This is a genomic window from Mesorhizobium sp. B2-2-3, from assembly GCF_006442405.1.
GTDB lineage: Bacteria > Pseudomonadota > Alphaproteobacteria > Rhizobiales > Rhizobiaceae > Mesorhizobium.
The window spans coordinates 64403-89761 of sequence record NZ_VFWC01000008.1 but is presented as its reverse complement, the minus strand read 5'-3'; the positions used below and the strand labels follow the sequence as shown (position 1 = coordinate 89761).

Sequence of the window (25359 nt, the reverse complement as noted above, 5' to 3'; positions counted from 1 at the left end):
ACACGTTATTTACTATGCCACCTATGATGCATGAGAGGTTAAATGTCGACTAACCCACGTTATGACGGACAGCCGCTGCTTAGACTGCTGGATGTTTATGTGCTCTGGGCGATCGGAGAACTTTCTCAAGAGTCGGAGAAGGGCTTGAAAAGAATGGCCCCCAAACTGCAATCTCTGTTTGATGGTGATGGACAATGGCATGATGCAGTCGCCCAGTCCATGCACATGCCCGAGGGAATGCCGGCAGCAATCCGGGATATGTGGCGGAGGAATGTCGAAATCGCTCGCGTCAACGGCACGACCCTCCCGCCCGAGAGATTTGCCGAGATGTTCGTGGACGAGAATTTCAAAAGTTGATTTATCGGAATTGCGGTGACAGTGCACTTTTATCGGCCGCATCACCTAGTTGGCTTGAACCACCGGACTGAAGCATGGAAGTAGCGCACTGTCACCGTAATTCCCAACAAAATCGTTCTGCCTCGCGAAGTGCATCGACAACTGGCTATGCCGTGGTGGATCAATTGCTGAAAGACCTGGGAGGATAGCAGTGAGATATAGTCTAACTGAGGGACAGTTCGACGCCCCGGCTGAAGCCGCAGTTGTCGATGGCCTGTCCGCAAAGTTGGGAGTGACGCTGCCCAAGGATTATACCGATTTCCTTAAGGAGCATGATGGAGGTGAAGGCTTCGTCGGCGACAGCTATATAATTCTTTTCAAAGCCGAAGAGTTGGCAGAATTTAATCGAGAATATGAGGTTGAAAAATATGCGCCGGGCATCTCTTGTTCGCATCGAACGGAGGAGGGGAAGCCTATGGCTTCGACACCGAGGATGTGGAAATGCCAATCCTGCGCATCCCGTTTATATTTATGGAACGGCAATCCGCCGAGACGATAGCGCGCGACCTCGCCGATCTATTTGCTAGGCTGGAGGATTGGAAATGAGTGTCAAAGATACAAATTCGCGCTCCAAGGGCATGGAACTGTTCGATGTCAAACCGATTGCGGTTGGCGGCGATCCAGTCAGTTTGGAGGATAAGATCTGGTTGACCAGACAAGAGCATTTTGAAGCGGTGCGCTTCTGGAATCGAACTATCGAAATTCAGCGTAAGACGGCGCTGGAGAAGGCGCCGCGGGCGGATGGGTAGGTTGCGGGGAGCACTGACCTTGCGGTGACCACGACCCGCTTCGGCCGATCATCGTGCAGAATTACCGTGACAGTGCACTTTTAAAGATTGCACCCACGTGATTGGAGTGAAGCGCCGTACTGCCACATGGAAAAGAGTGCACTGTCACCGTAATTCTGGTTCGGCAGCGCCAGCTTTTTCAAGCTTCGGCGCTGCCCCTCAACCCCCTGCCGGGACCTTCTCCCCGTGAACGGGGAGAAGGCGGCTAACGATCAATAATTGCCGTTGTAATAGCGGTCGTCGCAAGGCGCGGTGTAGATGCGGCCGTAGCGGTCCTGGTAGCGGCAGAGCTGGTCGCCGCGGCGCTGCGGGGTGGTGGCTGAGCCGACGACGGCGCCGAGCAGGGCGCCGCTGGCCGCACCGATCACCGTGCTCTTGGTGTTGCCGCCGATGGCCTGGCCGACGAGGGCGCCGCCGGCGCCGCCGATCAGCGCACCGGTTCCGGCCCGCTGCTGGCCTTCCGTCTGCGCGCAGCCCGCCAGCGCGGCGGCCATCAAAACGGCGGCAATGACTTTATGAAGGTTCATGTGACGTCTCCCTTAAATATCCGAAATCCCTATCGATCGTCCCGTGCGGCCGCATTGCGGCGGAACGGCGGCACAGGCTGTCACGATATAAGACATGGTTTCTCGGACGTTGATGAACCGACGGCGCGAAAACACCTCTTTCGAACAAGGCGCTAGCGCCGGTGCCTGTCAAAATGATTCAGCCGGCCTAGGCCGCCTCGATGATCTTCCTGGCGGCGGCGGTCAGAAATCCGAACGGCTATAGCCGTGTCGTTTTGCATAGTCGTCGATCTCGCCGAGGATATCTTCGGGGATGGTGACATTGACCTGTACCACCTTCGTTGTCTCGATCTTCAGGGGGATCAGAACGGCCACACCGGTAAGATTATCCTTGTCCTCCATCACTTGCTCGAGCGACGAGGGCTCGGGAATGGCCTCGCCATCCTCGACCAGACCATCGACATGAAAAGCGAGCGCTTCCTGCGCCATGGCACGGGCATCGTCCAGTGTCGTACCGGCAGTCACCACGCCAGGAAAATCGGGGAAGGAGACGCCGAAATCGCTGCCTGCTTCCTTGTGGATCAGTCCGACATACTGGCGCATCTCTCTACCTCAACTTGAGACCGGATTGCTTTTCGATGCTCTTCAGCGTGCCGATCGGGATGTCCCGCTTGGGATGCGTAACCGTAACCCGACCCGGCTTGGTCGTGTGCTTGAACTGAGCATGGCTGCCTTTTCGACGTCGCGCTCTTCGTGTTGTGCATGGAACACGCAGCTCAAGTGCCTGTCCATAGAGATCGCGCTGCCGATCGGGCGCTGTCCCGCCAGCCCTCTGGCCCGCCGGCCTGCCACCAGTTCACTTCCAACCTAACCCTCAAAAGGAACATCACATGACAGATCTGGCAGATGCCGGGTCCGTGGCTGCCTCGTCGCAGCCGGCGGGCAACCCGGAACGGCCACCGGCAGGCGCGGATAACGGGTCCGCCGTGCTTGCCGGCAAAAGTTGGTTTGACGGTCTTTCCGAAGGCAACCGCAAGCTTGCTGAAGCCAAGGGCTGGACCAAGCCTGAAAGCCTCGATCGGGTTTTCACATCCTATGCGGAGCTGGAGCGGCGGCAGGGCGAAAGCCTGCGCGTTCCAGCCAGGGACGCGCCGAAGGAAGACTGGGACAAATTCCATGCCCGGCTGCCCGAGGCGATGCGTCCGCTGACATCGCCCGAAAAGGTCGAATACCGGCGGCCCGACGGCCTGCCGGAAAGCTTCGCCTATTCGGACGAACTCGCCCAGGCGTCCAAGGCCTGGGCGGTCGAAGCCGGCGCCACGCCGAAGATCGCCCAGGCCTATCATGACAGGTTCGTCGGCTATATGGCCGAGCAGGCGGCGGCCCAGCAGGCAGCGCTCGCCCGCTCGGTCGAAGCCACCCATGACGACCTCGTCAAGGATTGGGGCCCGGCCGACAGCGATGGCTTTCGCCAGAAGCTGGAGGTGGCCAACCGGGCGATGAAGAAGCTCGGCCTGGTCGATGCCTACAAGCAGAAGGGCATCCTTCTGCCCGACGGCGCCCTGACCGATCCGCAGATCGCCAGGGCCTTCCAGGCGATCGGCGAGGCGATGTTCCGCGAAGACACGATCGACGCCGACGCGGCGCCGCGGGGGCAAAACCCCTTCCGGCGCAACGCCGCCGGCGAGCGCAACGTTTCGGCCATTTCAGCCCTTGTCAAAAGCGACCCTCAACGCGCCCGGCGGCTGGCCAGGGAAGCGGGCGAAAACCCGGATCTCTGGATGCCGAACAACCCGCTCTGATCCCGACGCATCAGCCGCCGATCAATCTCTCAAAGGAAAGACAAAATGGCAGACGCCTATACCCGTATCGCGGACGCGATCGTTCCGTCCGTTTATGCCCAATACGCTTTCGAGGAGCACGTCCAGTCGCTCGAAATCTACCAGGCCGGCATCCTGTTTTCCGATCCGGCCATCTCCTCGAAACTGTCGATGGGCGGCCGTTCCGTCGACATGCCCGGCTGGAAGGACCTCGGCAACGATCCGTCCGAGCCGGTCAATGACGACCCGGCCGATTCCATCGAGATGAAGAAGATCGGCTCGCGCCGCGAGGTCGCCGCCCGCAATGTCCGCGCCCAGGCGTGGGGCGTTCCCGACCTGACCTCCATCCTGGCGGGCGACGATCCGCAGAAGCTGATCGTCAAGCGGCAGACCGAGTACTGGCAGCGCGCCAACAAGCTGACCCTCATCGGCATGCTCAAGGGCGTCGTCGCCGACAATCTGGCCAATGACGGCGGCGACCTGGTGCGCGCCACCGGCGCCTCCATCGTCGACACCGACATCATCGAGGCGGCCTACCTGATGGGCGACCGCGCCGACAAGTTCCGCACCCTCTGGATCCATTCCAAGCAGATGAAAGCGCTGAAGCTCGCCGACCTCATCGACTATGTGCCGTCCTCGCAGCAGGGCGGGCCGCTCATCCCCTATTACATGGGGCTGCGCTGCGTGGTCGACGACGACATCCCGCAGGCGGCGGGCGTCTACACCGCGTTCATGTTCAAGGACAAGGCGATCCTGTGGAACGAGCTGCCCGTCAACACCGAAGGCGGGCCGCTCGAGTTCGACCGCAAGCCGCGCCAGGGCCATGGCGGCGGGGTGACGGAAATGGTCGGCCGCCGGCATTTCGTGCCGCATGTGCCGGGCACCCGCTTCCTCGACGCCTCCACCGCCGGCGAATTCGCCACCGACGCGGAGCTGGCGCTGGCGGCGAACTGGGACCGCACCGCGTCGAGCGTCAAGACCATGACGTTCATCGCTCTGAAGACGACCGAGGCATAGGGTTTCGTCTCCCGGGAGGTGGGCCAGGCCCACCTCCTTCCTGCGAGCGCCGGCGCTTGAACATTGACGCCAACCGTCGATGCCGGCGCTGCCCCTCATTGCCCTGCCGGGCATTTCTCCCCGTGAACGGGGAGAAAGACGCACTTCCCCCAATCACAACCCACGGAGGCCTTACCCATGGCCATAACCCCGACCGACATCGCCAATATGGCGCTGGCCGTCCTCGACGAGGCGCCGATCGACAGCCTTGACGAGGACATCAAGGCCGCGCGCTTGCTCAACATGCATTTCGACCTGACCCGCGAGGCCGAGTTGACGAAATACGCCTGGGTGTTCGCCATCCTTTCGGCATCCCTGGCCGGCAGCGATACCGGTTCCGGCGATTGCACGCTGAACTGGGTCTATGAACTCCCCGTCGATTGCCTTCGCCCGCTGCCGCTGACCCACAATGGCGAGCCGGACGGCATCGCGATCTCGTGGCGGCAGGAGGCGGGGCTGGTCTACAGCGACCGGGCGGGACCACTCACCATCCGCTATGTCGCGAACCTCACCGACCCCAACGACTGGGACGCGCCGTTCACCGAAGTGCTGGTGGCGGCACTCGCCATCAAGATCGCGCATCCGCTGACGCACAAGGCCGGCATGATCGACATTGCCCGTTCGGCCTACGACCGCGCGCTGGACGCCGCCTTCACCGCGCAGGCCATCCAGCGCGGCGGACGGCTTTCGACATCGAGTTGGGCGCGGCAGCGCGGCGACAGCCGGTTTTATGCGGGGGCCATGCGCTGATGGCGACGCTCTATCCGGTCCAGGACGTCTTCACCCGCGGCGAGATCTCGCCACGCCTGCACGCGCGCGCCTCGCTTGATCTCTACCGCGCGGCGCTGTCGAAATGCGAAAACTTCGTCACCCTGCCGCATGGCGGCATCCGCAAGCGCGGCGGCACCTGTTTCGTCGGCGAAGTCAAGACGTCCGCCAAGGCGACGCGGGCGATCCCGTTCATCTTCTCGGCCGACCAGGCCTACATGCTGGAGTTCGGCAATCTTTACATCCGCGTCTACGCCTATGGCGCGCGTGTCGGCACGGTCGAGGTGGCCTCGCCCTATCTTGAAGCCGACCTGTTCGATCTCGACTATGTGCAGTCCGCGGACCAGATGTGGATTTCCCACAGGGACTATCCGCTCAAGGTGCTGACGCGCACCGCCCATACGGCATGGGCGCTCGACGACTACGCGATCGACGACGGGCCCTATGACGACATCAACGATACGCCGACCACGCTGACGCCCGCGGACTATGGGGCGCTGACGCCGAAGATGACGTCGAACACCGCGCCTTCCGGCACGGTCTCAGGCATGGGCGGGGCAGGGGACGCCTTCCAGCTTTTCGACAAGGCGACAGAGACGGACAGCGGCATCGCCGGTGCCACCAACGGCCCGGTCACCTACCAGCTTGCCGGTGGCGCGCAGGCCATCGTCGAAAACTACTATCTGACCGCACGCACCGGCGGAACGGTCGACCGCACGCCGACTATCTGGGTGCTTGAAGGATCGAATGACGGCGCGACATGGGTGACGCTCGACAGCCGCACCGGCGAGACCGGCTGGTCGGGCGGCGAAACCCGCTACTACGAATTTCTGAACAAGCTGGCGTTCGAATATCACCGCTTTACTTGGAAGGCGATCAACGGCGCCTCGGACAGCGCGTTTTCCGAACTGAACCTCAACCGGGCGGCGGCCAGCCAGACGCCGTTCGACCTCACGGCGTCATCGACCGCCGGCATCAATGGCGGTGCCGGCTTCCAGGCTTCGGACGTCGGCCGGGCCATTCGCCTGCTTGCGTCCGATGGCCGCTGGCGCTGGGCCAAGATCACCAGCCGCACCAGCGCCACGGCGGTGAAAGTCCAACTGCATGGATTTGCCCTGCCGGACCTCAGCCCGATATCCCGCTGGCGCCTGGGCACGCTTGTGCCGGGGAAATATGTCGAAAGCGGATCGCTCTACGAGGAGCGCCTGGCCTTCAGCCGCAAGTTTTCGGTCTACGCCTCGGCAACGGGGGATTTCAACAATTTCGCATTGGGCGAGAAGGATGACGACGCGCTGGAATTCCTCCAGGCCGGCGGCGGCCAGGCGAACGACATCACGTGGATCGCGGAATCGGACGGCGCGCTGCTGATCGGGACGCTCGGCGGCGTCCGCGCGCTCTCCGGCTCCGGCATCGACGAGGCATTGACGCCGTCCTCGTTCAAGAACCGGCGCTCGCGCACGTCGGGCTGTGCCCGCATCCGCCCCGTCGATGCAGGCCAGTCGTTCCTCTATGTCACGCGCTCGCGCCGCTCGATCGCCGAGCTGACGCAGGCTTCGACCGGCCGCTTCACCTCCGACGATATCGGCCAGATCTCCGAGCATATCGCAAAGCGTGGCGTGGTCGAGCTGGCGTTCCAGACCGACCCCGACCCGATGCTCTGGTTTCCGCTCGACAATGGCGAGCTCGGCGGCTACACCCACCAGCCCTCGCAGGAGGTGCGCGGCATGCACCGCCACCGCCTCGGCGGTACCGTCGCCGGTTCCGGCTGGGCGGCCGTCGAAAGCGCTGTGGTGACGCCCGGCCAGGATGGCGTCGACGACATCTGGCTGATCGTCAGGCGGACCATCGGCGGCGTGACCAGGCGCTATATCGAGATCATGACGGCGCCGTTCGAATATGGGGCGCTGGAGGACGCCTTCCAGGTCGATTGCGGCCTGACCTATTCGGGCGCCGCCGTCAACACCGTGTCCGGGCTTGCCCATCTCAACGGCGAAAAGGTCGACGTGCTGGCCGGCGGCAAGGTCTATCGCGGGCTGCCGGTCGCCTCCGGCCAGGTGACGCTGCCCGGCGGCGCCGTCGCGGCCAGATGGCAGGCCGGGCTTGCGTTCCAGTCGCAGGCCGACACGCTGGAGCTCGACGTCGCCGGCCGGGACGGCTCGATCCTCGGGCGGCGCAAGAAGGTGGCGGGTGTCATCCTGTCGCTGCTCGAGACCGACACGACAGGGCTTCAGGTGCAGTCGCTGATCCGCGGCCGCTGGGAAAGCGTGCGCATGCCCTCCCTCGTCGCGCCCGACGGCAAGGCGAGCCTGTTCACCGGCAATGTCGAGGTGCCCATCGACGACAGCTGGGAAGGGCAGGGCCGGGTGCGGATCCGCCACGTCAACCCGACGCCCTGCACGATAAGGGCATTTACGCCAGTGTTCGACGCCGAGCCGTAGGGCGAGCTGGCGTTCCTCGCCCCCGCGAGGCGGGGGAGAGGTGGCCGCGAAGCGGTCGGAGAGGGGGCCTTCGTAAGGCGCAGGCGCTTCTGCCGGAGGGTCTCCGGCACAGGTCGGCGCCGTCCCTCTCCGTCTCGGCTTCGCCGAGCCACCTCTCCCCACTGAGTGGGGCGAAGAACCCAGGCTGAATCAACGCCGCGATCCTTCGCGCCTCCCTCTGCCCTGCCAATCTCCTCCACAAGGGGGGAGATCGGCGCTCCACCGCCTCCAGCCCACCACAAGGAACCCATCCCGTGACCACATCCCCCCATGCCGAACAGCTCGGCAGGGCGCGGACGGCTGCCGAATATGCTGCCGTCATCGCCTTGCTCGATGCCGACCTCAACGATGCGATCGCCCGCCGGCGCGGCTGCGAACAGGCCGAGGACCGCGCCGTTTTCGGCGACGGCGATCTCTCCGCCGCGCGCATCGCGCTGGACGACTGCAACGACGTCGTCGCGCTGCTGGAGAAGATCATCGCGGCAGCGGACAAATGCCGTGCCGCGGCCGCCGTGGGAGAGGCGCGCGCCGCCGTCGAGGCGCTGGGCGGGCAAGCGAAAGCCAAGGCGGAGGTGCTGACCGAGCGCTGGCGCGCCGTGCGCCGCCTGGTCGAGCTGTTGCGCCAGGAACTGTTCGAGGCCGATGCGCTCGCCCGCGCGCTCGCCACCGCCAACGGCCTCTTCGACGCCGCCGGCATGCCTGACCTGAAGGTGAACCTGGCCGTTGCCCGCCGCGCCGCCATGGCCGGGCCGCGCGCAGCGGCGCCGGCGCGCCTCAGCCGCCCGGCAATCCAGGCCGACAGGCTGCTTCTGTCGTTCACCAACCCCGGCGGCGCGCTCGACCCGCGACCGGCGCTCGGTGCGCGCCCGGCCAGGAAAACCCCCATTGCCGCATCCCAGCGAGGCTGACCATGTGCACATTAGCCCTTCTCGGCACGGCCATCTCGGTGGGTGGCGCATTGATCGAAGGCCGGCAGCAAAACCAGGCGGCCGGTTACCAGGCCAAGGCCTACGGGCAGCAGGCGCAGGCCGATGCGCAAAGTGCCGCCTTCGAACAGAGCCAGGAGCGCCACAGGCAGGATCTGCTGCTTTCGCAGGCGCGGGCCCGGGCGGGCGCCTCCGGCGTCGGCCTATCGGGCTCGCCGGCCGAGGTGCTGGCGGCCAATGCCAGGCAAGGCCAGCTCGACCTGAAGGCGATCCAGTACGGCTCGGCGCTGCGCCGCAACACTCTCGACAGCCAGGCGGCGCTCGCGCGCTACTCCGGCAGGCAGGCCGCGGCGGCGTCGATCTTCAAGGCCGGCGGCAGCCTCGTGTCCGGTTTCTCCCGTCTCTACGACCCGACCAAGGCCGTGACCTTCGGCAAGGGCGCCTTCCCGCCGGCGCCGGGCGGCGCCTTCACGGGAGGGCTCTACTGATGGCGACGATTCCACTCCAGCTTGCCCAGCGCCGGCTCGAGGCCGGCAATGGCGTTTCCTATCCCGAGGGGTCGCCGGCCGGCAGGGCGATGCAGGATCTTGGCGACGAGCTCTCGGCCGTCGCCGAGCGCTACCGGCAGATGAAGGAGCGGCAGGAAGCGTTCGACGCGGAGCTGGCGCGCCGCCGGTTCGCCGAGCGCATCGCGCAGGCGGAAGACGAGGTGGCGGCGAATGCGCCGGCCGACGGCAGCGGCCTGCACGATGCGATGTATGGCGAGGTCGACCCGCGCAGCGGGCAGGTGGTCAAGCCCGGCCTTTTCGACACGCTGTTCGACGAGACTCTGCCTGAGATACCGGAGAGCCAGCGCGCCGCTTTCGCCAGGCAGAAGGAGCCGATGCGCGCGGCCGGCTCGCCGCGCATGGCACAGCGGCAGCAAGAGCAGCGCGATGAGTATGAGCTGGCGGAGTGGGCGAAGGTCGACACCATGTCCACCAGCTCCATCGCAAAAGGCGACCCGAACGACATCGGAGCTTTCGAGGTGATCCGTCAAAACGGGTCCGATCTGATCGCCAAGATCGGAAACCCGGTTATCAGGCAAGCGGCGGAAGTGGCCTGGCGCAGCAACACGGCCAAGGCACTGGTTCAGGCGATGATCGCCCAGGATCCGAAGCGGGCCGCCGAGATGTTGGGCGGGGCGCGAGCGTCGATGCAGGTGAGTACGACGGATAATGCCGTGAATAGTTCGGCTGCCGCGACCAAACTCGCTGCGAACTCCAACGTCTCAATAGACGAGCCGGCGGGCTACCCTGAGACGCCTCATGCGAATGCCGCAACGTGGGCTGCGGGTTCATGGATTGCCGACCTGTCGCCGGACGACCTTCAGGAACTTGGCCAAAACGTCCAGGTCGCGATGACTGAGCAGCTGTTTGATGCGCACACCAACATCCGACTCGCTCGCCAGAACGCACCGGATGCCCTCATGTACACTGGCGGCTACGCTGGAAAGAAGCCGGACGACGGTGATTTCGCCGCAGTTTACGGCGTCGAGGAAGGCGGCAAACAGTCTCTGGTCCTCGAACGGACCTTCGAGGTCGGCCTTCAGGCATTCGACATGGTCAGAATGCCGAAGGCTGCCATTGACGCCAAGCTGTTTGCAGCCAAGCCAAAACCGGGCAGTACCACCTCGGAGCAGGATCAGGCGCAGTTTGAGATAGCATCAGCCGCCGCCAGGCAGGTTCTGCAGACTCGTGCCGCCGCTCCTGCCGACTTTGTCCGCAAGATCGACCCGACAGCGGACGCATACTGGAACGCGGTATCGAGCGAGGACAGCTACGATCCGGCTGCCTACCAGAAGGCGGTCGCCCGCTCTGTCGCCGTGCAGCTGCAGCTTGGAATCAAAAAAGTCCAGCCGCTGCCGCCGTCTGTCGTTAAGTACCTGGTCGACACGTTGAACGATGAGAGCGTGCCGCAACGCGAGCGGGATGCGGTGCTGCGCGATCTGTTCACGGGCACATCCGATCCAGGTGTTCTGGCAGCCATGGCGCTGCAACTGAGCGACGAAAACCAGTCTCGGATTGCACGAAGCATTGCGAACAACTCAGTTCCCGTATCCGCGGAGGAGCGTGTCAGCCGAAATCTGGCGGCTTTCGACGCCTTGCCTGACTACCTGAAGCCGCTCGTGGCGCTCAATGACACCGTACGCCTGATGGCAGACGGCGCGACCCTTGGGTATTCCGACAAATTTGCTGCCCGCATGAATTCATTGATCTCGGGGAGCAACTACGAGGAGGAGCTCGCCGCTGAGCGTGCCAGGACACAAGATGCACTGGATCGAGCTGGCCCCGCAGGGACGGCTGCGGAGGCACTTGGTGCGTATCTGAGCGGCCGCGGTCTTGGAGAGGCCGGCATCACGCTCAGTGGCAGGTTCGGCACAGCCACCATGGAAGGACTGTCCGGCCTTCTTGCTCGTACCGGCCTAATGGGCGCTGAGGGCGCTGCTTATGGTGGGGTCGAAGCCGCCGGCCGTGATGAATCGATAGTGAGCGGCGTAGCCTCCGGTGCGTTATGGGGCGCTGGCAATCAGTTCTTGAAAGAAGGGTCAATTGTAGTTCACGACCAGCTGCCAGGTTGGCTTGGTGGGCGTTCCAAGTCTCTTCGGAGGAAATGGGAAAAGGAGTACAATTTGGACTGGCCCAGAGATCCCGACACGGGTTGGTACATGGATCTTCATCACAAACAGCCAAAGTCTTTGGGCGGAACAGATGATGTGTGGAATTACGGGCCACTCAGCAAAGCCGACCACATCAAGCATCACAAAGAACAAGGCCATTTTAAAATGTGGGGCAGTTGGAGTAGAGGCAAGAGAGGGTTAAAGCCGTGAACACAAGCTTGGGTGATGCCGGTCCTGATCTGAGCAGCGTAAAACCTCTGCCCCCGGGCAATCGGTCTGGCAGCGTCGACTTCCAGGGCGCTCGCCACTATGCACGAATATATCTGGAATCGCATAGCTGGGTATCGGCTATCAAAGGTGAATACCTTGGATATCGACTCGACGGAATTATATATGTCTTTCTCTTCGAGTTCGTGCCGGCCGAGTCGAATGTACCGCCATGGACATGGGTGATCGTTGGCGACGTGCCCCCGGCCTATATAAGCTGCCACCACGCCAAGACGCCCTATGTGGCACTGGACGGCTATATAGGCGCTATGGAAGAATGGGTCGAAGCCGCGCGAGAAGGAAAGTCGGTCGAGGACATTATACCGGTGAACGTGCCGGCTATTCCTGAAAATGCGAAAATGTTGGGTGGGCGCCTCAAGTTCCTTGATGATAATGTTCTTCCGTTACTTCGAAAGTGAAGTGCTGGCGTCTCGCAATAAGCGCCAATGTTGGACGATCGTATCTGGACGTCTATTGGCATATATGGGCCAAATTATCGCGAAGGTGCGAGGCCTGCCACCAGGAACACCAGTGCGCATATAACGCTTGCGCAGATGGCTATATGGCCCCCACTGAGGCGATGGTTGCCGCCTCGGACCGGGAGTGAATGATGGCCGCCATCACAGTCGATCGACAATTCCGTGAGACAATATTTCTATGAAGTCGTTTTTGTGTATAAAAGTCATTCGATCAGAATTGACGAATAGGACGCACGCAACCGCCTCCCGGCAGCAAGTTCTTGACTACGCGACAGATTTAGACAAAGTATATGGGCATTTGTTTGACCCGCCGGTAGGTGATTGATGAGATATTATGAAGTTAAGCCTGACGTGGCTGGCGGGCTGGGTGAGAACACTGTTATGGACCCCAGCGTCCATCCGCCTGCCGTGAGCAAGCTCCACTATCAGGTTGAGGGATGGTTCGGCGACGCGCTTGTCACCACTTTTCCTTGTTTCCTGGTGACGGAAGAAGCCAAGCGCGGATTGCTCGATATTGGCATCTCCGGCGCTACATTCGCTCCTGCCGAAGTCACCAAATCCGAAAATTTTCTGGAGCTGCAGCCCGATGTCGAGCTCCCTCCGTTTGTTTGGCTCAAGGTGGACGGTAGAGCAGGTCACGACGACTTCGGCGTCAATCAGAAACTGAACCTCGTGATATCGGAGCGCGCCTTCGATGTGCTTGATGAACTGGGACTTCCTTCCGCGTCCATCCAACCGTTCGACGTCGGCAATAAGTAGTGGGGTCGCCCGCGTTGTTGCCGACGAACGTTAAAGCGCCTCGGATAAGTGTCGAGTTAATCATGACGATCAATGCCAAATCCAATTTTGAGCAGCGTCACACATCTGCCTTCGGTTTAATGTCAGCCGGGCTCGACGAAAAGATCTTATCGTCGCCAATGGTGGGCTAAATCACGTATCAAATATTAAGCCTCGTACCAGGGAAGAGCACATAAGGCTCCACATGGAAGCCGGCGATTTTCAGCGCTGGGCTAGGAGACGATGGCTGCGGACTAAGATAAGTAGTGGAGAGAAATTGTGAGCAAAATTACCCCGGATCTCGGTAAAGTAAGCCGTCTTCCTCTACCAGCAGACGACCCAGGTGCAGATGATGACCTTGACAGCGCCCTTCTGGAAGCTCGTGAATATATCAAATCATACGACTGGGTAAGGAGAATCGAAGGCGAGTATTTCGGATATGGTGCCGAAGGGATAATATACATTTTTCTCTTTGAGATTTCACCCGGGAAACCAGATGTGTCACGATGGATATGGGTGCTCGTCGGTGATGTACCCCCAGCGTACATGCCCGGTGACGATTTGGAGACCCCGTACGAGGCGCTGGACGGATATATCGGTGCAATGGATGAGTGGGTTGAAGCTGCGCGGCAAGGGAAGTCCGTGGCGAAGCTGATTCCCGTTAATGTCCCGGCGAATCCCGCCAACGCCGAGATGTTGAGTGGACGGCTTAAATTCCTCGACGAAAAGATTCTGCCGCTGCTTCAAGAATGATGTCTCGGCAAGCAGAAGAGCCTAAGATATGGATAAATGGAAGTTCGAAGATCCAGAAAATTTGGCCGTCATATCGACCGGAAAAATATTTGGTGGTGGCGGCTGGGTTGCCTAGGCCTCACATGATGCCGATGATGAGTCGTGGCAATTCTACGGAGATGAAGCTGAAGTTGATCAAGGCGACCTAATTTGGTGGGTTTGGCCGAAGTGGTAGAGCTTGATAATACGGTTGCACAATTGGCAGATTTGCCAGTGGGTTGGCATGCTCGGCGCGATACAAAGACCTCACCATGGAGGCGGAGCAAAATGCCCGACGAATTTCCGGAACTGAAGGAGAGCTAGTTCCGTCACCCAAATTCCTGGTGGGTGAATTTCTGGCCAGCCGGCACCCGATGGCCAAAGAATACAATTTTAAGCAAATGTTTCCGGATTGGTCTATTCTGTTACCTGGCGGCAGTTCAGGTGCAATACAGCGGAAACACCCACGGAACACCTTAGCTTTAGGGCTGCCAGTGCACTTCGATGGCGCAGCTGGCAGCTCTGCGATGTATAATATTAGCTAGGCGTAAACTTTGGCATGTTCGTTGCACCTTACCCCTTGAGGGGGCCACAGGGGTTGGAACCGATGTATCGAAATGACACAGAACTGTTCGCGCGGGCGAGCGAGCGGGGCATTACGATCTATCAACGCTCGAAAACGGTGTGGATTGCGGCCGGAAGCTACCGGGACCGCGAATATGCGGTGAAAGGTCGGACACCCGCCCTTGCGCTCGCCTTGTGGAAGGAGGCCACCAGATACAGCGGGTCGGGACTTTAGAGCCTGTCCTTGCCGTCTGGATGACGCCTTAAAGGCGATCTAGACGCCCGCCACGCGACAGAACATCTGCAACGCCGTCAGGGTGCGGGCCTCGGTCGGCTCTTCTGCCTGTAAATCCGCCGGCGCCGCCACCGCTCCAACGGATTTGTACCGGGAAGCGAACGGCCTTTCTTCTGCCGTGCGGTTGTCGTTTGCAGCGACGACAATCGCGGATTTTTTCATCGGAAATCACACCTTGTGGAAGCGCTGCGACATTGACGCTCCCATAGCGCAAGCCACCGCAGTGCGCGGGTGTTAACACGGCAGCCAGTCCGGGAGCAAGCCGGCATTGCTGCTTGTTCAGGAAGTGCGTGCCCAAGGACAGAAAACCGACCGCTGAATTGTCTCTCGCCCGGCCGAGCGGCCGTAACGAAATTTCTCAAAGAAGAACCTGAATGACCGTGGCGCCATGGCCGCACGGGCCAGCGCTTATCCCCTCCGAACCCGTCGCCACGCTGCCAACCAACCCGAATTCCAAGCCTTGCTTTCGCGAGGCTTTTTTTATGGAGCAAGCCTCATGGCCCGACCCGCAACTGCCGCCGTTCGCCTGCTGACGGGCGAGCGCGAACCCGTGCGCCTGGCGACGACGGCAAACCTGGAGACGGTCATCGTCGACGGCGTTGCCTGGATCCTCGGCCTGAAGACGATCGACGGGGTTTTGACCGCCGTCGGCGACCGGGTGCTGGTCAAGAACCAGTCGGACGCCCGGCTGAACGGCATCTATACGGCGAGCGAGGGCTACTGGTACCGCGCCGCGGACGCCCGCACCGCGCGCACGATGCAGAAGGGAACGACCGTTCACGTGCAGGAGGGGGTTGCTTCGGGTGGCCTGGTCTACGCTTTCCAGACCCTCAATCCTGTGATCGGCACGAGCGACATCGTGATCTCCTACTATCTGTCGGATGATCCGCTCGGGGATATCGGCGGGGCGCTGGCGGCAGTCATCCACATCGCGGAACTCGCGCGCGACCTGGCCCAGCAATATGCCGCCGACGCCGCGCAGGTTTCGGGCGTCAACGTGCCGATCTACGCATCCGTGGCGACAGCATCGGGCTCGACGATCGCTGCCGGCGTCAAGAGCATCAGGACCCAATTCTACGCCCCGGTCTTCACGACCCCGGCAACCCTGGTGGGCGGCGCCAACTATGCCCGCATGTCGCGCGCGGCGATCACCGCCGGCGGCTACCCGGCGCTGGCCTATTTCCGCTCCGCCGACCGCTTCATGCCGGACGGGACGACCGATGCGGTCAATGGCGGGTTTTGGGTGTTGAATGAAAGCGTCGCCACCGCCACGATGTTTGGCGCCCGTGAAGGGCTTGCCGACAACGCGCTTGCGTTAAACGCGCTCGGCTCCTATTGCCGGATTACCAAGGCCGTGCTCGTCCTGCCTGCCGTAGCAACATACTACGCGGTTGGCTCTTCTATCGACTGGCGCGACATCAGCGAGATCAATGGCAAGGGGGCGCTGATACGCGGTGCTTTCGACGGCCTTTCGGCGGTCCGCATCGGTGGGACCGGAACGAATGTTTTGCGCGGCGCAAAGATCTGGTTGGAAGTCCAGAATACACCAGACAAATCTGTTGTCGCCAACACGCGAGGCATTCACTTCGGCGGCATGGCCGAGAGCAAGCTCTGGCTTGCTGCCCGTGGTTACGACGAAGGGCTCTATTTCGACGGCCTGACGGCAAATACAAATTGGGTAAGCAACGAATTCAACATCATCACTCTCTACAACAACGGCTCCCATGTGCATTGCGATCTGGCTGGCGCGAGCTATTTCGTAAACAACCAGTTCCGCGGTGGAACCTGGTACATCGGCACCAACCAGAAGGCGGCGGGTCGCGGGACCTTCAAGCTGACTCTCGCCGGGACCGCTGCCGTTGAAGAGGTGTTGATCGACAGCCCCCAAATCGGCATTGATGGTGGCTCGGCCGGCGTTAGCCATGCAGCTTTCATCTACGCCGCGCTAGGCAGCACCAGCAACCTGACCACCGTGTTTTTCAAGAATGCGCGCATCGAAACTTACAGCGCCTTCACCAACACACTTGCTCTCGTCAACGTGCCATCCGCGACTGGCTTCGCCTCCTTCAACATTGATCTTTTGAGCGCGTCAGGCATCGATGACGCGAACATCCTTTCGCCTGATCTGAAGCGCCTGTTTGTCTCGCTGCGAGATATGTCGAATAGGCCGACTGGAGGGGCCAACTTGGTGAGGCGCTTTCAGGGCGAGCGGTTCTTTCCGGTGCAGGCCGAGGGCCGCATCACGGTACCCGGCGTCGTTTTGTACGACAGCGCGACCGGCGGTTATACAGCTCCATCGCCCTTCCTGACCAACGGTGTCACGGCGCGCACGTCGCGGGCCAACGGCGACGGCCAACTTGTGGTGTCAAGCTCGGGCCAGGCTGTCGGCCACATCTACAAAAAAGCCAACACCACACAGCACGCGTTCCTCAACTTCCTTAACGGTTCGCGCGCCATTACCGTCATCTGTTTCGACGCCTCTGGCACCGTGTTGTCAGGCAATGCCCCGTACTATGCAAAAGGTAGCAACGGCCAGTCAATCGCTCGAACCGGTGCATCGGTTTATGAATTTTCAACCAACTGGCTGTGGATACACCCATCTGTTGCCTCATTCTTCGTTGGGGCGTCCGGATGGATTGGCGCAACGATCATTGAAAGTATCGATTTTGAACAAGGCTTCGCCGCGCCCATACTGCGATTGCGTGATCAAGAGACCGACATCAGCCGGCTTTGCTATAGCTTCCTTATGGAAAGCTATCTTCCCGTTGGAGCGACCATCGAGCGGGCACAATTTGGTGGATATCGAAATACATTCCTACTGAAGACCACCGTCTCCACCGCCGCCATTTCCGGTGCCACCACGATTGGCTTAGCAAGCGTCGCGGGAATCACGGCTGGCGACCGTATTGGAATCGAACTTGACACTGTGATTACCGGAGCAGAGCTCCAATGGCACCACACAACTGTGAACGGCGCACCTTCGGCTAACACGGTGACACTGACCAATGCCTTGCCGGCAGCAGCCGCTGCCGGCCGCGCGGTCAGGCTCAATCGCTGGGTGGTGCGCTAGTTCGGTTTCTTGCAGGATCAGCAATGCTTCGTCGCCATCGGGAAGTACGGCACCTTCAGGTAGTCATCGGCCGCCATGGGGCGGGGTGTCGATGTTCCGGCGCATGCCGAGATAAAGCCTGCGGGCGATATTTCTGAGCAAGGTCTCGCCTCCGATGGTTTATCCGGGCTGTCGTCTCGTCACCGCCTGATGCCCCAGGCATAGGTTCTTTGCTTGGACGCGTTCAGACGGCGCACCTCGTACCGGCCCTGCCGCTCGATCTCGGCGACTGCTTCGACCACGCCATCGAAGGACCCTGGCGTGACGTCGTCGAATACGACCATGTCGCCCTCGCGCTGAACGCCCGAAACGCAGCGATGCTCGGCCAGCACGTTCTTCCTGGTGTGCTGCGCGTCGATGAAGGCGAAGTGGATCCGGTTCACGCCGACCCTGGGCAATTGAAGGAGTGAATCGCCTTGCAGGAAAATGATCCGGTCGGCCAGCGGCTGCCAAGGCCGAAGCAGTTCGGCGCGCGACTTCCTGCCGTCATGGTCGTCGATGCAATTCCAGTAGAAGCGATGATGGTGCGGCAGGACGTCGAGCGTGACGACATGCCCGCAGGCGCCGGCATCGGCGAGTGCCTTGGCCATGCAGATCGCGGAGAAACCACGCGCGGTGCCGGTCTCGACGACGGTGGTGAACGGCCTTGGGCTGTCGGCCAGCTGGCGGCGAAGAAGACTGTAGAGCACCCGCCCGTGCGGGTAGGCGAGCGCGCTGGTCTTGATGGTGATCTGGGTGTGGAGGGCCAGTTCGTCGAGCCAGTCGCGATCGACGGCAAAGCCGGTTTCGGCCTCGAGCCTGTCGATCTCAGCGAATGAGACGCGCCGGGTGGCTTCGAACAGCCTCAGATATTCCTTTTTCGAGGCACGCGGCGCCGAGCCCAGCGGGTCGACGTTCCAGCGGCGATCGATGGCGGCCGACAGCCTGTTGAAGGCCAGGCGCCGCGCGGCGCCAACAAAGTCTCTCATCCCAGACCTGTTCGTCCCAAAATTGTATTTTTTCTAACCATGCGCCGGCCGGCGCGCAAGGCGACCTCCGGTTTTGACGCACTGCAAGTAGGCACCGAGGCGCGCGCAACGGCGACTATCCGCACCCCTGTGCTGCCGGCGATCACCCACTCACCTCATCCACCAAGAAATCGAAAGGGATATCATGGACCGCAATTTTACGCGGGCGCTTGCGCTCGTCCTCAAATCCGAAGGCGGCTGGTCGGACAATCCGGCCGATCCGGGCGGCGCCACCATGAAGGGCGTCACGCTCGCCAATTTCCGCCGCTACGTGAAGGCGGATGCCGCCAAGGCGGATCTCAGGAAGATCAGCGATGCCCAGCTCGCCACGGTGTACCGCCGCTTCTACTGGGATGCGGTGGCTGGCGCCGAGTTGCCCGACGGCGTGGACTACGCGGTGTTCGACTATGCCGTGAACAGTGGGCCGGGCAGGGCGGCGAAATATCTTCAAGCAGTGGTCGGCACCGCCCAGGACGGCCGCATCGGGCCCGAGACGCTCGCGGCCGTCGGTTCCCGACCGGCCGCCGTCGTCATCGACAATCTCTGCGATGCCCGCCTGGCTTTCCTGAAGCGGCTTCCGACCTGGCCGACTTTCGGCAAAGGCTGGTCGAGCCGGGTCGGATCCGTCCGCGCACAGGCGCTGCTGCTGATGGCTGTCGGGGCAGGCGAGGCATCGGCCACGCGGCCAGATCCTGCGCCGACCGCTGCTGCGGCGGCGCCGGGCGGCGCTGCTGCCACAGATGCCGTCGAACCGGTCGCGGCGGCGCCTGCCGGCGCCAACATCCCAGCCGCCGCCAAGGCGGGCGGGATCATTGTCGCGTGCCTGCTCGTCGCCTACGCCGCCTGGCACCACGTCGCCGCCGCCTTGCAAGGAATGTTCTGATCATGGCCACGACAACCCAGCCGACCATCCGTCCGACCAACAAGCTGACGGCCGCGACCATCGCCGCCGCCGCCGTTTCGATTTCGGGCGTCTTCGTGCGCAATGTCTGGCCATCCTGGTACGATGCCGAGACATGGGCCACGCTGCTGCCGCTGGCCGTCTTTGCCGTCGGCTATCTCGTCAAGGACGCGCCAAACCAATGAGCGCGCTCCTCTCCTTCCTGCTCAGCAATTCGACCGTTCTCGGCATCGGCGCAGCCATCGTCGCTGCGTTTGGCTGGGGTGTTCGCCAGCGGCTTGCCGGCGAGCGCGCCGAACGTAGCCGGCAGGCCGCGGCCGAGGCGGCGGCGCGCGACGTCGCCGACCAGGTTGACAACGACATCGGCGCGCTACCCGCCGCCACTGCCCGAAAGGAGCTCAGGTCATGGGCAAGGGATTGATTGTCGCAGCGGCCGCAGCACTTGTCGCGGTAGCCGGCTGCACCACCGTCACCGGCGGATTTTGCGCGGTCTCGAGCCCGCTGCGCTTGTCCGCATCCGCCGTCGCAGCACTGTCGGATGCGGAAGTCCGGACGCTGCTGGCGCACAACCGCAAGGGCGAGAAACTGTGCGGGTGGAAACCATGACGATCGTATTGCCGCTCGATTCGGGCCCTGCTGCTCGGGGACCGCTCATCTTCGGTGCCGGATCGGTCATTCTGTTTCCTGATCGCGAGACAATGAAATGATGCATGATATTTTCGACCTGCTCGGTATCAAGGTGCCGGTGGTGGTCGCCGGCCTTTCCGGCGGCATATTGCGCGCGCTGTCGCGCCACCGCTACAAACCGCGCGAGATGGTGGCCTCGCCGATCTGCGGCGCGCTAGCCGCCGCCTATCTGACGCTGCCCGTGGTCCAGTATTCCCGCGCCATGGGCCTGCCGATGGCCAATGACGACACCACGACCCTGGCGGCCGCATTCCTCATCGGCGTCTGCGCGATGTGGATATCGGATATCGTATTCGAGGTCGTGGTGCGCAGGTTCAGGCCTGGGGAGTGACGCCGCGCGTCCGTGGTGATCGGCAGCAGGACGCGCCCGTCGACTGGACGAAGCCGACGACAATGCCCATCTATGGGAAATCCTGGAGCGGCTGTCATAGCGCCGGGCCTCCAGTTTTATCGTGCGCAATTCCGGACGGAAACGGCTACAACCTTTCCCCGGAGTTGCTTTTGGGGAGATTTGATATGGCGACTTCAAGCGAACGCGCGGTGCTTGCCGGCGGCTGTTTCTGGGGCATGCAGGATCTGATCCGACGCATCCCGGGCGTCCTGTCCACGCGCGTCGGCTACAGCGGCGGCGACGTGCCTGATGCCACCTACCGAAACCACGGCACCCATGCCGAAGCCATCGAGATCAATTTCGATCCCGCCGGGGTGAGCTACCGTACGCTGCTGGAGTTCTTCTTCCAGATTCATGATCCGACGACACGCAACCGCCAGGGCAACGATGTGGGGATGAGCTACCGTTCGGCGATCTACTACACCAGCGATGAGCAGAAGCGCGTCGCCGAAGACACCATCGCCGACGTCGACGCCTCGGGCCTGTGGCCCGGCAAGGTGGTCACCGAGGTGGCTCCGGCCGGCGCGTTCTGGGAAGCCGAACCCGAGCATCAGGACTATCTGGAGAAATACCCGAACGGCTACACCTGTCATTTCGTCAGGCCGGGCTGGAAGCTGCCGGTTCGCGAAAAGGCTGTTTCGTAGGCGAGACGAAGGCCGATGGCGGTTTACGTCTCAGGCGCCTGCCTGTTCGGCGAGGGTGAAACATAAAGAGACGGAAACGCCACGGAACAGGCGCCCCGTGGCATTCTCCAGCAGTTTCGGCGAGTGGCTACTTGCCGCAATGCTTGTCGTTGACAGTCGGCGAAGCCGTGCCCGGAGCGGTGTGGCTGGCATCCGGCTGAGCACCTTGTGGGCTGGCCGGACAGTTCCGGTCCGCGTTCGAATTCATGCCGTCGGGCATGACGGTCGTGCTCCCGGTCGTGCCAGGATCCACCGTGTTCGGCGATGCCGGCGTGTTCGGGTCGACCGTGACCGACTGGCCGCTGCCGGGCCCATTATTGGCGCCGTTTCCGCCAGCACTTTGCGCCATCGCCGAAGTCGCGAGACCAATGGTAAGAGCCGAAGCTGCGAGGATTTTCATGAGCATGGTTTGTCTCCATTTCTGTGAAGTCTTCGCTCGTTTCCACGAAGTTCGTCGCGTTTGCGACTATAGGGACAACCACTCGTCGTGGCTAAGGTTCCGGACAAATTTCCCTCAAGACCGGGCCCGACGGAACCGCCCATAAATCAGGCCTGGCGCAATGCATTTCCGGCGATGGTCCTGAAAAAACAGCTTTCATAGCCGCCCGATTGGTGCTTTAACGCGTCCATCCACAGGGGTGCTCCGTACGGTCGGGGCTGAGACGGGGGCGGCAAGCCCACAGACCCTAGAAGCTGATCTGGGTAATACCAGCGGAGCGAGGCGGGCGATGTTTTCAGGCGCACAGATTTCCCTATATCCCATGTCCAGCGATTTTGTCGGCGTCATCCTTGGCGCGCTCGGGGCACTGGACCCTTATCGTGATCGACTGCGGATCGAGACCGACGATATCTCGACCTTGCTGGTCGGACCGCCCGAGGTGCTGTTTCCTGCCATGCGCGACCTGTTCGTGGCGGCAGCGCGCAGCGGCAAGCATTGCGTGCTTTCGGCCGCCATCTCGCGCGGCTGCCCGGGCGAGCCGGACGATCTGATCTGCCGCTCCGACGCGTTTGGCGGACCTGCCGGGCCGCTCGGCCCGCGCAAGGAAGCCGCTATCGCCGCCGTGCGCGGCGTGGCCGCCACCGGCCAGCCGGCGGCGGCGCAGTTCTCGCTTTATGTCATGGGCACCGACGACCACATGGACGAGATCTATGGCTGCATCGACTTCCTGAAGCAGTCGGGCGTATATGAGCGCTCCAAGCATTTCTGCACAAAGTTGCGCGGCGACGCAGGCGCCATTTTTACCGCACTCAACGAGGCCTTTTGCCGCTTCGGGCCGGGTGCCGGCCACGTAACGCTCGACGTCACCGTCTCGGCCAACAGCCCCACCGCCGTCTGACGGCGCGCCCCGCGCCATCCGCTCCGGGTACCTGCGTGTCCTCCCCGTCCGCCCCTTCGCGTCCGATCGTGGACCTCATCGCCAGAACCGCTCCGGCGATGCTTTCGGTGGGGCTGCTGCTAGCCGCGTGGGAACTCTATGCGCGCTTTGGTGGCATCAAGCCGACAATCCTCCCGGCGCCATCGCGCGTCTTCGCTCAGGCAATGCTCAACCGGCACGCGCTGGCCGATAACGCCGTGCCAACCCTCCGCGCCACGCTCGCAGGCTTTGCCTGTTCGCTCGGCGGTGCCTTTGCGCTGTCGATATTGATCGACTTCTCCCAGCCATTGCGGCGCGCCCTTTTTCCGGTCTTCGTGGTCAGCCAGACCTTGCCGCTGGTGGCGATTGCACCGCTGGTGGTGCTGTGGTTCGGCTTTGGGCTGATGCCCAAGATCATGCTGGTGGCGCTGGTCACCTTCTTTCCGATGTTGGTGGCTTTGGCCGAAGGATATGAGGCGACGGAGGCTGAGATCGGCCAAATGCTGCGCGCCATGGGGGCAGGGCGCTGGCGTGTCTTCGTCCTGGCGCGGCTGCCCTCGGCGCTGCCCTACTTCTTCGCCGGTGTCAGGATCTCGATCACCTATGCTGTCGTGGGCGCCATCTTCGCCGAATATGCGGGCGCGGCGAAGGGCCTCGGCATCTACATGCTCAACGCCAAGAACAACTTCCGCCCGGACCTGGTGCTGGCCGCCGTCGCCGTCAGCGCCGTGCTGACGCTCGTCCTGTTCGGGCTGACGATGCTGGTCCAGCGCCTTGCCATGCCATGGGAACGGACCGCCGGCGGGCGGGCCGCAGGAAAGGGGCCGTGGCGATGAACCGGCTCGAACTGCGACATGTGCGCAAGGCCTTCGAAGGACTCGACGTGCTTGCCGACATTTCGCTCAGCGTCGGCGCCGGCGAATTCGTCTCCATTCTGGGCCCCTCCGGCGCCGGCAAGTCGACGCTGTTCCAGTTTCTGACCGGCGCGCTTCACGGCGAGGGCGAGATATTCTTCGACGGCAAGCCGCTCGATGACCACGGCCGGCATTTCGCTTTCATGCCGCAGCGCGACGCGTTGATGCCTTGGCGGCGCATTCTTGACAACGCCACGCTCGGGCTTGAGGTGCAAGGTGTCAGGCGCAAGGCTGCCCGCGCTCGCGTTGCTCCGCTGTTCGAGGAATTCGGGCTTGCCGGTTTCGAACGGCATTTTCCGGCGCAGCTTTCCGGCGGCATGCGCCAGCGCGCGGCCTTGCTGCGCACCGTGGTGCAGGAACGCGATATGCTGCTGCTCGACGAGCCGTTCGGCGCACTCGATGCGCTGACCCGCGCCGCCATGCAACGCTGGTTGGAACAGATGTGGCGGCGCCACTGCTGGACGGCGCTGCTGATCACCCACGACGTGCGCGAAGCTGTGTTCCTGTCCGACCGCATCTATGTGCTTTCGGCGCGGCCGGCGCGCGTCGTCGCTGAGATCACCGTGCCGCTGCCGCGTCCACGCGAACTGGCCGGCGGCGCTGCACGGCAGGCCGGCACCCTCGAAGCCGAGATCCTCGACATCCTCCTCAACCCGAGCCACCAGAAGGACACGGACCATGACTGACCTGACGCGCCGGCAAGCCTTGCTGCTCACTGCCGCTGCCGGCCTTCCCCTTATAGCCCGGCCAGGCCGATCTCTTGCCCAGGCGGCCGCCCGGAAAGTAACGGTGGCGCTGGACTGGACGGTCAACACCAACCATATCGGCCTGTTCGTCGCTCGCGACAAAGGGTTTTACAGCGAGGCCGGCCTCGAGGTCGACATCCTGCCCTACAGCGATACCGGTGCAGGCACGCTGGTTGCCAACCGCGTTGCCGATTTCGGCATCAACGGCTCCATCGGCCTCTTCACCCAGAAAGCCGCCGGCGCCGATCTCAAGGCGGTCTATGCCGTGGTGCAGTCCGAAACCGGACGGCTGGTGTTCAATGCAGCGCGTGACGAGATCAAAACCCCCAGGGATCTTGACGGCCTGACCTATGGCGGTTTCGGCAGTGCCTGGGAAAACGCGCTGATCTCGACCATCATCCGTCACGACGGCGGCAAGGGGGCTTTCGAAACGGTGACGCTCGGCACGTCCGCCTATGAGGCGCTGGCCAACGGTTCGGTCGACTTCACGTTGGAGGTCTCGACCTGGGAAGGCGTCGAGGCAGAACTGAAAGGCGTCAAACAGCGAAGCTTCGTCTATGCCGACTACGGCGTGCCCGACGAGCACACCACGCTGATCTCCTCTAGCGATGCGTATCTGCGTGCAAATCCGGAATTGGCGTCGGGCTTCATACGGGCAACGCGGCGCGGCTACCAGTTCACCGTCGATCATCCCGAAGAAGCGGCCACACTGCTGATCGCCGCCAACAAGGACGCCCTGACCAATCCGGCATTGATCCACGCCTCGCTGAAGACGCTGATCGACGGGCACTATCTGCGCCGGCGAAACGGCGCCATAGGCAGCATGGACCCGGCCAAGATGGAAGCGATCGGTTCCTATCTCTTCGCCGCCGGCATCCTCCGGAACGGGGACGGCGAGCCCGTTGCCCGGCAACCGGATTTTGGCAACTATTTCAGTAACTTCTATTTGGGGTAGGGATCAAACCGCATCGGGCGCCAGCGCTGCTCAAGCTGGTTGCCTTTCGTCAGCCTCGTCAG

General features: G+C 62.4%; 30 protein-coding genes and 1 riboswitch. Of the genes, 24 read left to right on the top strand and 6 right to left on the bottom strand.

The window, feature by feature from the left end; translation table 11 throughout:
- The first annotated feature begins 42 nt into the window (after window positions 1–42).
- The 3 genes from FJ951_RS16270 (at window position 43) to FJ951_RS16260 (ending at window position 1145) form a co-directional block, all read left to right on the top strand.
- A complete protein-coding gene (locus FJ951_RS16270) occupies window positions 43–357 on the top strand; it encodes a hypothetical protein (protein ID WP_140515943.1) in 315 nt (104 codons plus the stop codon).
- Window positions 358–547: 190 nt separating this feature from the next.
- A complete protein-coding gene (locus tag FJ951_RS16265; RefSeq protein ID WP_246671737.1) occupies window positions 548–895 on the top strand; it encodes an SMI1/KNR4 family protein in 348 nt (115 codons plus the stop codon).
- Window positions 896–938: 43 nt separating this feature from the next.
- Window positions 939–1145, top strand: a complete 207-nt coding sequence (locus FJ951_RS16260; protein WP_140515941.1) for a hypothetical protein — start codon at window positions 939–941, stop codon at window positions 1143–1145.
- A 251-nt stretch (window positions 1146–1396) separates the two neighbouring features.
- Here the strand turns inward: FJ951_RS16260 and FJ951_RS16255 are convergent, their stop codons facing one another.
- The 3 genes from FJ951_RS16255 to FJ951_RS16245 all read right to left on the bottom strand — a co-directional run bounded on the left by FJ951_RS16255 (window position 1397) and on the right by FJ951_RS16245 (window position 2465).
- On the bottom strand, window positions 1397–1711 hold the full coding sequence (locus tag FJ951_RS16255) for a YMGG-like glycine zipper-containing protein (RefSeq protein WP_140515939.1): 315 nt from the start codon (window positions 1709–1711) through the stop codon (window positions 1397–1399).
- 222 nt (window positions 1712–1933) lie between these two features.
- Entirely contained in the window at window positions 1934–2293 is a 360-nt protein-coding gene (locus FJ951_RS16250) for a type II toxin-antitoxin system HicB family antitoxin (protein ID WP_140515937.1), read from the bottom strand.
- A gap of 4 nt (window positions 2294–2297) precedes the next feature.
- Window positions 2298–2465: a type II toxin-antitoxin system HicA family toxin gene (locus tag FJ951_RS16245; protein ID WP_140500170.1), complete on the bottom strand. Its 168-nt coding sequence runs from the start codon at window positions 2463–2465 to the stop codon at window positions 2298–2300.
- Window positions 2466–2580: 115 nt separating this feature from the next.
- Between FJ951_RS16245 and FJ951_RS16240 the strand changes: the two genes are divergently transcribed.
- The 10 genes from FJ951_RS16240 (at window position 2581) to FJ951_RS16195 (ending at window position 13672) form a co-directional block, all read left to right on the top strand.
- Window positions 2581–3492 (top strand): hypothetical protein, encoded by a 912-nt coding sequence (locus FJ951_RS16240; protein WP_140515935.1) that lies wholly within the window; start codon window positions 2581–2583, stop codon window positions 3490–3492.
- Between the two features lie 45 nt (window positions 3493–3537).
- The gene (locus FJ951_RS16235; protein WP_140515933.1) at window positions 3538–4527 is read left to right on the top strand and encodes a Coat protein; all 990 of its coding nucleotides are present in this window, start codon (window positions 3538–3540) and stop codon (window positions 4525–4527) included.
- A 177-nt stretch (window positions 4528–4704) separates the two neighbouring features.
- The gene (locus tag FJ951_RS16230) at window positions 4705–5316 is read left to right on the top strand and encodes a hypothetical protein (RefSeq protein WP_140499954.1); all 612 of its coding nucleotides are present in this window, start codon (window positions 4705–4707) and stop codon (window positions 5314–5316) included.
- Entirely contained in the window at window positions 5316–7772 is a 2457-nt protein-coding gene (locus FJ951_RS16225) for a hypothetical protein (RefSeq protein WP_140515931.1), read from the top strand. The genes FJ951_RS16230 and FJ951_RS16225 overlap by 1 nt, the downstream gene beginning before the upstream one ends.
- 293 nt (window positions 7773–8065) lie before the next feature.
- Window positions 8066–8719, top strand: a complete 654-nt coding sequence (locus tag FJ951_RS16220; protein WP_140515929.1) for a hypothetical protein — start codon at window positions 8066–8068, stop codon at window positions 8717–8719.
- Window positions 8720–8721: 2 nt separating this feature from the next.
- A complete protein-coding gene (locus tag FJ951_RS16215; RefSeq protein ID WP_140515927.1) occupies window positions 8722–9225 on the top strand; it encodes a hypothetical protein in 504 nt (167 codons plus the stop codon).
- The gene (locus tag FJ951_RS28470; protein ID WP_181172246.1) at window positions 9225–11606 is read left to right on the top strand and encodes an HNH endonuclease signature motif containing protein; all 2382 of its coding nucleotides are present in this window, start codon (window positions 9225–9227) and stop codon (window positions 11604–11606) included. The genes FJ951_RS16215 and FJ951_RS28470 overlap by 1 nt, the downstream gene beginning before the upstream one ends.
- Window positions 11603–12082, top strand: a complete 480-nt coding sequence (locus tag FJ951_RS16205) for a hypothetical protein (protein ID WP_246671736.1) — start codon at window positions 11603–11605, stop codon at window positions 12080–12082. The genes FJ951_RS28470 and FJ951_RS16205 overlap by 4 nt, the downstream gene beginning before the upstream one ends.
- A 384-nt stretch (window positions 12083–12466) precedes the next feature.
- Window positions 12467–12901: a hypothetical protein gene (locus FJ951_RS16200; RefSeq protein WP_140515925.1), complete on the top strand. Its 435-nt coding sequence runs from the start codon at window positions 12467–12469 to the stop codon at window positions 12899–12901.
- 297 nt (window positions 12902–13198) lie between these two features.
- The gene (locus tag FJ951_RS16195) at window positions 13199–13672 is read left to right on the top strand and encodes a hypothetical protein (protein WP_246671735.1); all 474 of its coding nucleotides are present in this window, start codon (window positions 13199–13201) and stop codon (window positions 13670–13672) included.
- 856 nt (window positions 13673–14528) lie between these two features.
- On the opposite strand, the gene FJ951_RS16190 is transcribed toward FJ951_RS16195, so the two are convergent.
- Window positions 14529–14711, bottom strand: a complete 183-nt coding sequence (locus FJ951_RS16190; protein ID WP_140515921.1) for a hypothetical protein — start codon at window positions 14709–14711, stop codon at window positions 14529–14531.
- Window positions 14712–15045: 334 nt separating this feature from the next.
- Between FJ951_RS16190 and FJ951_RS16185 the strand changes: the two genes are divergently transcribed.
- Window positions 15046–17619 carry a hypothetical protein gene (locus FJ951_RS16185; RefSeq protein ID WP_140515919.1) on the top strand — a complete coding sequence of 858 codons (2574 nt, stop codon included), beginning with the start codon at window positions 15046–15048 and terminating at the stop codon, window positions 17617–17619.
- 179 nt (window positions 17620–17798) lie between these two features.
- On the opposite strand, the gene FJ951_RS16180 is transcribed toward FJ951_RS16185, so the two are convergent.
- Window positions 17799–18626, bottom strand: a complete 828-nt coding sequence (locus FJ951_RS16180) for a class I SAM-dependent methyltransferase (protein ID WP_140515917.1) — start codon at window positions 18624–18626, stop codon at window positions 17799–17801.
- Between the two features lie 184 nt (window positions 18627–18810).
- On the opposite strand from FJ951_RS16180, the gene FJ951_RS16175 reads away from it, so the two are divergent.
- The 6 genes from FJ951_RS16175 (at window position 18811) to msrA (ending at window position 21288) form a co-directional block, all read left to right on the top strand.
- Window positions 18811–19548, top strand: coding sequence for a glycosyl hydrolase 108 family protein (locus tag FJ951_RS16175; RefSeq protein WP_140515915.1), 738 nt, complete (start codon window positions 18811–18813; stop codon window positions 19546–19548).
- A 2-nt stretch (window positions 19549–19550) separates the two neighbouring features.
- The gene (locus tag FJ951_RS16170) at window positions 19551–19751 is read left to right on the top strand and encodes a hypothetical protein (RefSeq protein WP_140499933.1); all 201 of its coding nucleotides are present in this window, start codon (window positions 19551–19553) and stop codon (window positions 19749–19751) included.
- Window positions 19748–19987, top strand: a complete 240-nt coding sequence (locus FJ951_RS16165; protein WP_140499931.1) for an ABC transporter permease — start codon at window positions 19748–19750, stop codon at window positions 19985–19987. Before FJ951_RS16170 ends, FJ951_RS16165 begins: the two co-directional genes overlap by 4 nt.
- Window positions 19972–20172 (top strand): hypothetical protein, encoded by a 201-nt coding sequence (locus FJ951_RS16160; protein WP_140499930.1) that lies wholly within the window; start codon window positions 19972–19974, stop codon window positions 20170–20172. Before FJ951_RS16165 ends, FJ951_RS16160 begins: the two co-directional genes overlap by 16 nt.
- Before the next feature lie 100 nt (window positions 20173–20272).
- The gene (locus FJ951_RS16155) at window positions 20273–20584 is read left to right on the top strand and encodes a hypothetical protein (protein WP_140516297.1); all 312 of its coding nucleotides are present in this window, start codon (window positions 20273–20275) and stop codon (window positions 20582–20584) included.
- A 185-nt stretch (window positions 20585–20769) separates the two neighbouring features.
- The gene (gene msrA / locus FJ951_RS16150) at window positions 20770–21288 is read left to right on the top strand and encodes a peptide-methionine (S)-S-oxide reductase MsrA (RefSeq protein ID WP_140515913.1); all 519 of its coding nucleotides are present in this window, start codon (window positions 20770–20772) and stop codon (window positions 21286–21288) included.
- Between the two features lie 127 nt (window positions 21289–21415).
- Here the strand turns inward: msrA and FJ951_RS16145 are convergent, their stop codons facing one another.
- A complete protein-coding gene (locus FJ951_RS16145) occupies window positions 21416–21733 on the bottom strand; it encodes a hypothetical protein (RefSeq protein WP_140515911.1) in 318 nt (105 codons plus the stop codon).
- Between the two features lie 218 nt (window positions 21734–21951).
- Window positions 21952–22065: riboswitch (TPP riboswitch) on the top strand.
- Between FJ951_RS16145 and FJ951_RS16140 the strand changes: the two genes are divergently transcribed.
- The 4 genes from FJ951_RS16140 to FJ951_RS16125 all read left to right on the top strand — a co-directional run bounded on the left by FJ951_RS16140 (window position 22056) and on the right by FJ951_RS16125 (window position 25297).
- Window positions 22056–22664 (top strand): YkoF family thiamine/hydroxymethylpyrimidine-binding protein, encoded by a 609-nt coding sequence (locus FJ951_RS16140; protein WP_140515909.1) that lies wholly within the window; start codon window positions 22056–22058, stop codon window positions 22662–22664. It overlaps the preceding riboswitch by 10 nt.
- A 35-nt stretch (window positions 22665–22699) precedes the next feature.
- Window positions 22700–23518: an ABC transporter permease gene (locus FJ951_RS16135; RefSeq protein WP_246671734.1), complete on the top strand. Its 819-nt coding sequence runs from the start codon at window positions 22700–22702 to the stop codon at window positions 23516–23518.
- Window positions 23515–24282, top strand: a complete 768-nt coding sequence (locus tag FJ951_RS16130; RefSeq protein WP_140515907.1) for an ABC transporter ATP-binding protein — start codon at window positions 23515–23517, stop codon at window positions 24280–24282. The genes FJ951_RS16135 and FJ951_RS16130 overlap by 4 nt, the downstream gene beginning before the upstream one ends.
- Window positions 24275–25297 carry an ABC transporter substrate-binding protein gene (locus tag FJ951_RS16125; RefSeq protein ID WP_140515905.1) on the top strand — a complete coding sequence of 341 codons (1023 nt, stop codon included), beginning with the start codon at window positions 24275–24277 and terminating at the stop codon, window positions 25295–25297. The genes FJ951_RS16130 and FJ951_RS16125 overlap by 8 nt, the downstream gene beginning before the upstream one ends.
- Window positions 25298–25359 lie beyond the last annotated feature (62 nt).

Excerpts from the sequence above, each read along its gene's own strand:
- FJ951_RS16270 (WP_140515943.1), top strand. The coding sequence starts at position 43 with ATGTCGACTAACCCACGTTATGACGGACAGCCGCTGCTTAGACTGCTG.
- FJ951_RS16260 (WP_140515941.1), top strand. The coding sequence starts at position 939 with ATGAGTGTCAAAGATACAAATTCGCGCTCCAAGGGCATGGAACTGTTC.
- FJ951_RS16255 (WP_140515939.1), bottom strand. The coding sequence starts at position 1,711 with ATGAACCTTCATAAAGTCATTGCCGCCGTTTTGATGGCCGCCGCGCTG.
- FJ951_RS16250 (WP_140515937.1), bottom strand. The coding sequence starts at position 2,293 with ATGCGCCAGTATGTCGGACTGATCCACAAGGAAGCAGGCAGCGATTTC.
- FJ951_RS16240 (WP_140515935.1), top strand. The coding sequence starts at position 2,581 with ATGACAGATCTGGCAGATGCCGGGTCCGTGGCTGCCTCGTCGCAGCCG.
- FJ951_RS16235 (WP_140515933.1), top strand. The coding sequence starts at position 3,538 with ATGGCAGACGCCTATACCCGTATCGCGGACGCGATCGTTCCGTCCGTT.
- FJ951_RS16230 (WP_140499954.1), top strand. The coding sequence starts at position 4,705 with ATGGCCATAACCCCGACCGACATCGCCAATATGGCGCTGGCCGTCCTC.
- FJ951_RS16225 (WP_140515931.1), top strand. The coding sequence starts at position 5,316 with ATGGCGACGCTCTATCCGGTCCAGGACGTCTTCACCCGCGGCGAGATC.
- FJ951_RS16215 (WP_140515927.1), top strand. The coding sequence starts at position 8,722 with ATGTGCACATTAGCCCTTCTCGGCACGGCCATCTCGGTGGGTGGCGCA.
- FJ951_RS28470 (WP_181172246.1), top strand. The coding sequence starts at position 9,225 with ATGGCGACGATTCCACTCCAGCTTGCCCAGCGCCGGCTCGAGGCCGGC.
- FJ951_RS16200 (WP_140515925.1), top strand. The coding sequence starts at position 12,467 with ATGAGATATTATGAAGTTAAGCCTGACGTGGCTGGCGGGCTGGGTGAG.
- FJ951_RS16190 (WP_140515921.1), bottom strand. The coding sequence starts at position 14,711 with ATGAAAAAATCCGCGATTGTCGTCGCTGCAAACGACAACCGCACGGCA.
- FJ951_RS16185 (WP_140515919.1), top strand. The coding sequence starts at position 15,046 with ATGGCCCGACCCGCAACTGCCGCCGTTCGCCTGCTGACGGGCGAGCGC.
- FJ951_RS16180 (WP_140515917.1), bottom strand. The coding sequence starts at position 18,626 with ATGAGAGACTTTGTTGGCGCCGCGCGGCGCCTGGCCTTCAACAGGCTG.
- FJ951_RS16175 (WP_140515915.1), top strand. The coding sequence starts at position 18,811 with ATGGACCGCAATTTTACGCGGGCGCTTGCGCTCGTCCTCAAATCCGAA.
- FJ951_RS16170 (WP_140499933.1), top strand. The coding sequence starts at position 19,551 with ATGGCCACGACAACCCAGCCGACCATCCGTCCGACCAACAAGCTGACG.
- FJ951_RS16165 (WP_140499931.1), top strand. The coding sequence starts at position 19,748 with ATGAGCGCGCTCCTCTCCTTCCTGCTCAGCAATTCGACCGTTCTCGGC.
- FJ951_RS16160 (WP_140499930.1), top strand. The coding sequence starts at position 19,972 with ATGGGCAAGGGATTGATTGTCGCAGCGGCCGCAGCACTTGTCGCGGTA.
- FJ951_RS16155 (WP_140516297.1), top strand. The coding sequence starts at position 20,273 with ATGCATGATATTTTCGACCTGCTCGGTATCAAGGTGCCGGTGGTGGTC.
- msrA (WP_140515913.1), top strand. The coding sequence starts at position 20,770 with ATGGCGACTTCAAGCGAACGCGCGGTGCTTGCCGGCGGCTGTTTCTGG.
- FJ951_RS16145 (WP_140515911.1), bottom strand. The coding sequence starts at position 21,733 with ATGCTCATGAAAATCCTCGCAGCTTCGGCTCTTACCATTGGTCTCGCG.
- FJ951_RS16140 (WP_140515909.1), top strand. The coding sequence starts at position 22,056 with ATGTTTTCAGGCGCACAGATTTCCCTATATCCCATGTCCAGCGATTTT.
- FJ951_RS16130 (WP_140515907.1), top strand. The coding sequence starts at position 23,515 with ATGAACCGGCTCGAACTGCGACATGTGCGCAAGGCCTTCGAAGGACTC.
- FJ951_RS16125 (WP_140515905.1), top strand. The coding sequence starts at position 24,275 with ATGACTGACCTGACGCGCCGGCAAGCCTTGCTGCTCACTGCCGCTGCC.